Consider the following 6421-nt stretch of genomic DNA (forward strand, 5'->3'; position numbering starts at 1 on the left):
CTGCTTCATCTGTTTCCAAGTGACCACACGGTCGTTGTAGATGAGTGTGGCTATTTGGACCTGCGGGTCGAAGAGGTTGTCCCAGTCGATTTGCGGGTATTCCTCTTGCTTTTGGACTTTACCGGAACCTTGCCCGGCTCTTTTTTTTTCTCTTCTTCCAGCGCCTGCTCAGTCTCCTGGGCACGGGCTTCCGCTTCATCAAGCGCTTGTTTCAACTCTTCTGCCGAGTTGTCAGCCGGAACTGTTTCAGGCTTTTCAATGTCGTCATGTGGACCGGTTCCTTCAGCATGTGTTGTTTCCCCTTTGGGCATTTGCTGTTTTTTTTCGGCCGGTTTTTCCGCAGCAGGGGCTTCTGTTTTCTTTTCTCCGGCATCTTCTGCCTCTTTTGCGATCATAGCCCGGCGATACTCACGTATCTTCTCACGTGTAGCACAATCTAACAGTGCATAAAGGATATCATCGGCATAACGTTTGGGATTGCGTGAGAATGTGGCAAGCTGCGGAAATCCAGGAACTTCTTTAGCCAGTAACTCAAGGTCATATTGTGCCACATCCGGATTCCGGAGAGCCACGAAATGTGTCTTCTTTTCTTTGAAACTATACATAACATACAGATTTAAGTCTTACAAGCCAACACGCTGCCTATAAGGGAATTCTGCTGACTTGTAAGAGGTGTTTTTTACTAAGCTGTCTGCACACGGCTGCCGGATACCTCGACAAGTGTAGAGGCATCAAGCACCATGAAGGTGATGGAAGAACCCGCTTTGGCTGTCCAGGTAGCTCCATCCTCAAGCACAAAGCTGTTGCCGTCGGCAATGGTGGCCGCCTTGTCGGTACCGGTACCCTCAAGTGTGATGTAACGTCCCTTATCATTGGCTGTCAATCCGCTGACAGTGGAAATGGCGTATGTGCCTTCATTGCCATCGGGGATGGTATAACGGTTGTTGGTGGATTTAATGGCAAGTGCCGTTGCGCCAGCCGTGTGAGCCGCTGCCGGAGCACGGACAATATCGCCCGTATACTTGTAGTACTGGTCAATGCTTGTACGTGTGAAGGTATAGGTTACATAACGCCCGTCCTTGTCATTTTTGGACTCGAAGGAGGAGAGTACCATCGGACGGTCATAGTTGCCGAGGATGTACCACTGCGCATCGCCCACTTCCTTGAAAAGGATGATGAACTTGCCTCCGGCATGCTGTTCAATGAAATCGAGCAGCTGGTCACGCATGCCGCCCATGACGGCAACAAAAGTGTTCGTACCGCTGGTGGTAATGTCACCTTTCTCACCGGTTGAAGTGTAGGTGGGAATATCGTGCGCCGCAAAGTACTTCATGTATTGTCCGGCTTTCATCGGGATGGTGCTTATCTCACGCTGCTGGTTTGGAAGCGGAAAGGGTACATCGGAATTTATCTGGTCGACATCCACCAGGTAAATCTTGTAGGCTATATTCGAGCCGTGCGTCTTACGGTCGGATACATCGTCCACGTCACCGATGACCATCATGGCGGCCAGTGTGGTACCGGAAAATCCGTAAATTCCCAGCACAGAACCGGGAGACATGACCATGTCAAGAATAAACACGAGTGCCAGAAGCACCATCAGCGAAAGGAAAAACCGGACCTGCATCTTACGGGCGGCCTGGTTCCCTTTACGGAAAGGATTTGAAATTCTTTTTGCTTTCATACAATTTTAGTTTTTAAGTTATAAAAAACGGAGCGGGCTTAAGTGGACCCGCCCCGCGCTACCTGAAAACAATCTGTTCTTATAGACAACCAATTATCTGACTCCAGGAATGTTGGGCTGGAGTGCAGCGTTCACCTTGCGTACACCGCCTACCTGACGTTCCAGTTCCAGGAAGTTACCCTTACTGTTCAGGATTACCATGATATAGTCACCCTCTTTGGTCGGAGTATAAGCTTCCGTAATGTCGGCAAACTTGTCCGACTTGGCGATGGTAGTGGCATTCTCCGTGCTGCCACATTCAATGATGTAGGCTACACCGGCTTTGGCATTCGTAATATCCGTAATCGCTTTGGCTCCAGTGTTGGCCGCTGTTATCTGCCAGAATCCCTTTGAAGCATCGACAGTGGTCGCGTCCGCTGCCATATCGACGGCAGGTTTGTTCATGAAGATCTGCTGCCATTCGTAATTGTTGGCCTTCAGTTTTTCCAGGCTGTCAAAACGGCGGCCGGTGAACGAAGCGGCGGTGCCTTCTTTCCAGGTGGACCATGCCTTTACCAGTTCCATGTCCTCTTTCACCTTGATGGAGAGCATCTCACCCGGTACGAATTCCAGGAACTGGAGGTTGCCCGGAACATCCATGAACATGAGGGGAAGCTGACCGAGGTAAGGCAACCAGATGATACGCATATTCGTGTCAGGTACCACATTGCGGTAACTGTCCGGACCGGAAAAATCAATGTCCTTTCCATATTTGGCGCGGACATTCTTAATCCACCAGGGAAGATGGGTCTTATTCAGATAGAGGACGTGGCGGTCAAGATCCATGTCTTCTGTGCAGGATGCCACCACATCGCCGACAAACTCTTGAACGGAATCCAACATGTTGGAAGCGGTGTAGCTGCGATAGGACTCATCGTCATGGGGAAGAATCTTAAACTCATGCATGTAGCGGACCAGTGTGTATATGATTCCGGTCGATGCGTTCAGGTAACTGCCTGCGACACCCGTTTCCGGCTTGACATAGATACCCCGCATACGGCGTTTGTTCTGCTCCACCTGCGCAGTTTCCAATGAGTTCAGGATGCAGAACTCGATCATGTTCCACTTGATAGGATCGGAGCCTTCCTTGTTCAGATAAGCGATGTACATGCGCTCCAGTTCTTTCATCGGACCGAACTTGAGCTTAATCATCGCATCATCCACATGACCCATCTCGTTCTCAAGCTTCATGTCACCCTTCCAGATTTCACCCTGCTGGTAAGCTTGGGAAACTTCGGAGAAGAAGGCATTGAACACGAGGTCATGGTCCTGAATTCCATAGCGGACGGGAAAATACTGCGTGAGGTCGCGGACTGCGAGTACACGGGCAATCAAAGCGTCCTGGCGCAGGACCACATACTGGTTGCCCACACCGGCTGTATCCACCCCTTCGTAGTTCGTACTGAATTCTCCGACTGCCAGACGTTTGGCGTCAAGCATGCCGTTTTTGTGCAGATAATCGTAACGTTGCTGTAGTGAACGGGAGAAAGTAACGGCCTGGCGACGGAAAGCGGCTCCTTCATTATCTTCTTCCCATGGACCGTAAGAAGAAGCGGAGGCCGGATTGGCAGCAATTTTGTTCCAACGTTCGGACATGGAGAACATCGGATTTTCAATACCGAAAAGATACCGGGAACGGTCTGCCGGTCCCGTGAACATGATGGAAGCGGCTGTCACTGTCTGGGAAGGGATATCATCCTCCGCGCGGTTGTTCATATTGTCAACCAGGCTCTGCACAGCAGTGGCCAGTTGCACCAGACCTTCACCGTTGGCTGGCTGTGAACTGGTCTGCACCGGTCCATTCCCGCCGTTTCCCTCTTCCGTGGCTGTTGAATTGGTTTGTACCGGATTGACGATACTTCCAAGAATGGACTGTACCTGGTCAATCTGTTCCTGGGTGACGGCAACCGTTTGCCGTTGCGCCGCCTGGTCTGCAGCCAAGTCATCCTGAAGGATAGACTGGTACTCCTGATTATAGGAGTTGACTATCTGTCCCCATTCTTCCTGGGTCAGTTGATTGGCTTTCGCTTTGTCCAGCAGATTCAGTTTCTGCAGGACGGTCTGAATTCTTTCCTTTAAATTCATGATAAACAAAAGTTAAGTTATAAATAGTTGAGAGCACTTCTTTTTATATTCTCAATCTCCATATAGCTGCGACCGAGCTCTACAGCCTTGACCACAGCTTCGGGAAAAGTCATGGAGGCGTCAACCAGCCCTTTATCGATGGCATGCGGAGTATCGAACGTTTCACCACGGAATACCGGGTCGTCTTCCGGCAGGCTGCCCAGTTGCGGTCTGGACGCAAGAACGGCGGCAAGGAACTGTTCATTGGGTGGATCCAATTCTTCTTTGATATACTGTTCCGGGTTCCCTCTGAGCAAGTCATCCGTCTTTTTATTCTTCAGGTCTGATTTCGTGGCTTTGGCCTGGATGAGTTTGAGACCCATCTTTTCGAACCATCCGTCATAGTTACAAGTGGAAATCATGGTTCCTATGCAGCCGATGGTATCATAGGCCGTGAGTGCGGCAATGAAACTGGAATGGCAGGTTATATAATAGCTGGCCGAACAGTTGCACTGCTCCACCAATGTCATGACGGGCTTGCCGAGTGAGCGCATCGTCTCACTGAGTCTGTCCATATACCATGCTTCCCCTCCCGGAGAGTTCACATGCAGGAAATGGCAGGTTATGGCCGGATTGGCTTCTGCCGCAAGCAGGTCCCGTTCGAACTGCTTGGAGGAGAAATACCACTGACAATCTGAGGTGATGAATCCCCAGATACGGTGATAGGCGATACTGCCTTCAGGAAGTTCGTCAGAAGAGAAGTCATCGGTGACGGTTATACCCTGGAGTTCTGAACGGGCCTTCATTTCCTGCTGAAGAAGTGAAAGGGCCTTTTTCGATGTCTCTTTATATGTGGGAGGATTTTCATTGAAGAAAAAGGATGTCGGCTGCAGACTGTCAGCGGACACCAATGGAAAAGCCTCTATCATGGCAGAAGACAAGCCCTCTGCCGTGATAAGAAGCCGGTGTATATTTAAAGTAAGAAGCTGGCGTAGATAAGTTCTGTTCATTGCGTATCTTTTCAGCGAAGATAGGCAGCCTGCAGAAAGGGGTGAAGGACGCTACAATAGCGGGGAACTGAGCATTTTGCATTCAATTTTCAGAGTCGCCGAATTCAGATTGGGGGATATCGAGACAATGGCGGGTATTTTTTTGTCCCCGATCCGGAAACTCCGGTGCCTGGTGTCAGTGAACTCGACAATGCAGAACCTGCCAGCCAGGAAGTCTTTCATCACTCCGGATGGAGGAAGGCTTATGCTTATATCTTTATTGCAATTGAAACAGCGGCCCGCCTCTGAGGATTCCGGTACCGGAGTAAACTCAAACTCATCGGCCATGAACCGATAGACATCCTGGCGCATGTTACTCACCGGATAGACTTTAATCTGAATGGAAAGTTCTTTCATATTAGGATATTTATTTGTAATTCAACAAGTTCGCCATACATAGGACATTTTGTCCGCCATTTTGGGACAAAACACATAGTTCGGTCGGTGATTTTTTAGCCGTTTTTTAACTTCTTTTTATATTCGCGGCGTTTTTTCCGCTTGCGGATGTTCTCCCGCCACCGATAGAAGTTCTTCAGCAACGCATCCTCACTGATGCTGTCTATGCAATACGCACATAGGAAATTGTGAACGATATCGAGATTGTTCAACTCATGCCCGTTCAAGTCGTTCTCGTCCATTGCCGTATGAAGTTCCCGGTTGAACATCCTGCGTATTTCCGTTTCTATGATTTTGGCCGACCGTGGAGACAGATAGTTGTATATTTCCGGATCCTTACCGATACGCCTCTCCGGGAGTATGATAGTCAGATTACCGTCATCTATGGGAGACTGGTTCTGATGACGCCGCGACATCAGCGTCCATATCACATGGTACAAGTCCGTATTGTCAGGAATACGGAAAGGTTCATCCGCACCGTTGTTGTACTTTCCACGCAGATATTCAGCCAGGTAAGGTGTAATTGAAATACTCGTCGTAATCATGCTCATTTCCTTAAAAAATTTTTTTGAAACCGTTTTTGTTTATTTTTGCTTCCAACTGTCCTACAGTCCAACAGCATTATTAAAGTTACTGATTATTATTTAGTTATACAAATTTACTATAAAGAAAATACTGTTGGAGGACGTCCAACACGTCCAACAAGCCGCATTTTTTGCCGTTTTTGTTGGACGGAGCCAGTTGGATGGTTGAAAAATGGCAATCCAACACGTCCAACAGCGTCCAACAAGACAACGCCATTGTAGTATATATATATGATTAAATAGAAAATATATACTACTATACAACAGAGAGTTACATTTTAAAATTCTTTCTCTTGTTGGATTGTTGGACTGTTGGACGCCTCTTTTGAAATATTTTCTTTTCAAAACTCCCTCTATATTGCTTATCTTTTTATTCCAGGGGGTCCGGGGGATGGAGTAGGGAAGTATCATAAGATACCAGGAGGATGAAACCGAACGAAATGTCCGTAAATCAGAATATAAAAAAGCATTTATTCCCGATGGGGCGGCCACCGGGAATAAATGTCTGGTTTGTGATATAGGAAAATGTAACTAAAGTTTCCCACCCAAATAAATAGATAGAAAAATAACAGTTTGTCGAATTTTCTTTGTAAATTAGTAATCGC

Annotated in this window: 5 protein-coding genes; all 5 read right to left on the reverse strand. The window is 48.1% G+C overall.

The annotated features are described in order from the left end of the window. Positions 1-50 precede the first annotated feature (50 nt). Complete coding sequence (locus tag ABUA47_RS22095; protein ID WP_349824564.1) at positions 51-605, reverse strand: hypothetical protein; 555 nt, start codon at positions 603-605, stop codon at positions 51-53. A gap of 77 nt (positions 606-682) precedes the next feature. Continuing rightward, positions 683-1684: a hypothetical protein gene (locus ABUA47_RS22100; protein WP_119961570.1), complete on the reverse strand. Its 1002-nt coding sequence runs from the start codon at positions 1682-1684 to the stop codon at positions 683-685. 93 nt (positions 1685-1777) lie between these two features. Continuing rightward, positions 1778-3808, reverse strand: a complete 2031-nt coding sequence (locus tag ABUA47_RS22105; protein WP_349824565.1) for a hypothetical protein — start codon at positions 3806-3808, stop codon at positions 1778-1780. 17 nt (positions 3809-3825) lie between these two features. Next, positions 3826-4797 (reverse strand): S49 family peptidase, encoded by a 972-nt coding sequence (locus ABUA47_RS22110; RefSeq protein ID WP_119993437.1) that lies wholly within the window; start codon positions 4795-4797, stop codon positions 3826-3828. Between the two features lie 491 nt (positions 4798-5288). Then, on the reverse strand, positions 5289-5783 hold the full coding sequence (locus ABUA47_RS22115; protein ID WP_317133015.1) for a hypothetical protein: 495 nt from the start codon (positions 5781-5783) through the stop codon (positions 5289-5291). Positions 5784-6421 lie beyond the last annotated feature (638 nt).

The organism is Bacteroides sp. RTP31139st1_H2_RTP31139_211217, from assembly GCF_040227615.1.
Lineage (GTDB): Bacteria > Bacteroidota > Bacteroidia > Bacteroidales > Bacteroidaceae > Bacteroides > Bacteroides uniformis.

Excerpts from the sequence above, each read along its gene's own strand:
- ABUA47_RS22105 (WP_349824565.1), bottom strand. The coding sequence starts at position 3,808 with ATGAATTTAAAGGAAAGAATTCAGACCGTCCTGCAGAAACTGAATCTG.
- ABUA47_RS22110 (WP_119993437.1), bottom strand. The coding sequence starts at position 4,797 with ATGAACAGAACTTATCTACGCCAGCTTCTTACTTTAAATATACACCGG.
- ABUA47_RS22095 (WP_349824564.1), bottom strand. The coding sequence starts at position 605 with ATGTATAGTTTCAAAGAAAAGAAGACACATTTCGTGGCTCTCCGGAAT.
- ABUA47_RS22115 (WP_317133015.1), bottom strand. The coding sequence starts at position 5,783 with ATGAGCATGATTACGACGAGTATTTCAATTACACCTTACCTGGCTGAA.
- ABUA47_RS22100 (WP_119961570.1), bottom strand. The coding sequence starts at position 1,684 with ATGAAAGCAAAAAGAATTTCAAATCCTTTCCGTAAAGGGAACCAGGCC.